Annotated in this window: 1 protein-coding gene; it reads right to left on the bottom strand. The window is 36.7% G+C overall.

The window, feature by feature from the left end:
• Positions 1–213 precede the first annotated feature (213 nt).
• Positions 214–1,701 (bottom strand): hypothetical protein, encoded by a 1,488-nt coding sequence (locus EJN67_RS14345; protein WP_165000893.1) that lies wholly within the window; start codon positions 1,699–1,701, stop codon positions 214–216.
• Positions 1,702–1,914 lie beyond the last annotated feature (213 nt).

Genomic DNA, 1,914 nt, shown 5'->3' with positions numbered 1-1,914 from the left:
GTAGCCTCTCGAAAAAGAATTGGAAATAGTTAAGGCTAACCTAAAACTGGAATATATCGAGATGCTACGGCTGATTTTGTAAAAGAAATAAAATTGAACGTTGAGAAACGCATATTGTAGTGATTGGATAACCTAAAAAAGAGTATGGGAAATAAGGCCTCGAATAAGTGCTTTTATTGAGAGAATGTTAGTTTATAGGTGATATGAAGTTATCTATGTTGCTTGGGTTAGGGTCTCTAATAAGCTAAAGCTTAAATGGTTTATCCATGCATCAAGATGAATATTAATAGCAGAAAAAGTAGCCATTGCAAACCTCATTAGAGAACTCCGGGAAGGTGCATCCTCAATAGAATAATCGACAAACATTCTCTTGTTTGAACGTTCTACGGAAGTTCTAGTCTTAAATTTATCTTTAAAAGCTTTTGAGTGTCTAGGAACAGGTGTAAATATTCTAACATCATAGTTGGTTTTTAAGTATATAACCCTACCATATGAACTGTTGGAACACTTACAGTCTTTAGGAGGCTCTAAGCCCTTATATGCAAACCAACACCTGTATTTAATTCCCTTAGGTTTACTGTAACCCCAGTTTTGATAGGGAATACCACCATGGCATATGGGTCTTCCCTTATCATCAAAGCACAGGACACCTGGATGTTGATAGCTGTATTTGGCTATAGTACGTGAATCTAGAGAAATAAAGGGCAGCATGTTGTAATGATCCAGTAGTTCATATGTTGGATAATTATCCATAGCACCATCTGCAAGGAAATTTTTAAAGATTATATTAGGATAGAGATTAAAAATATCCCTAAGGGCAAAAACAGTTGTTACACTGTCATGGCGGTTAGCTTGAACCATACGGAGATATATAGGAAGGTCATTGGGGCTATCAGAGGCAGTAACATTAAATAATGTACTACCAAAGAACCAACGCTCACGATAACTATCCCATCCCCATCTAGCATCTGGGTCAGAAAAGCGCCTTGGGCAAGTACAGTTGTATATACCTTTAGATTTACACTCACAAACTTTTACACCATAGTGACTTGCCCCTGAATAGTAGGGCGAGCCATCAAAAGCAACAGATAAATTTTTAGTATCGCCTAAAAGTCCCATTTTAGCGGAAGTATCTACCACACAACGGGCTAGGAATTCCTGAAGGATTTTTTCCGGTCTAAAATCAGGTAGTTTACCTTCAATAGCTTTATTAACTAATCTTTTTACAACACCTGAGCGTTTATTGGGGAGTTTTTGATTGGCTTTTAATTTCTTTTTAGGCTTTGGCTCAAATTGCTTTAATTTAGGATCCCTACTTTGCTTTCGAGGTGCCATCCAGAATCGAACGAGAAGATCGTAGTATGAGGCAACGGAAGGAGCATTGTCAGAGTCAAAACCACAAATATCAAATAATAGAAGATCTTTCTTTACCCTTGAAGCCCATTTTGTGATAGAATATTCTCGTAGCTCAAGCATTAGTACCAGAGATCTAATGATACCTTGCTGATTTTTGGCAGGGCGGCCGCAATCAGCATACAAAGGCTTGACTACGGGAAGCAGGTTATCGAGGTCTAGAAGATAAAGCTTATTGATAGCTTTATCAAGACTTTCTACCCTGCTTCTTTCCATTTGTAAGTGAATCATTAGTTTCTGTCTTAGATTATTCTGATAATCTTTATGAAGTTGCCAATCACGTAACATATCAAAACCTCCAAAATAGTTTTAGTTAACATAATTCTATTTTGAAGGAAAATGCGCTGAATTTTAAGCTGTAATATTAAGTAAACAAGGGAAGTAATGGTAAGTAGAATTGGAAATTTTAAAGTGAATATTAATCAAAAAGTAGGGGTGAAGCTAAAAAGCCGAACCTTGAAATAAAGTAAGATTAAGCTCTTCGAGTTTTCGAGAGCCTAC

The organism is Xylanivirga thermophila (assembly GCF_004138105.1).
In the GTDB taxonomy this organism is placed as follows: domain Bacteria; phylum Bacillota; class Clostridia; order Caldicoprobacterales; family Xylanivirgaceae; genus Xylanivirga; species Xylanivirga thermophila.
Note: the sequence above shows the minus strand (reverse complement) of the source record. Positions and strands in the feature narration are given on the sequence as shown.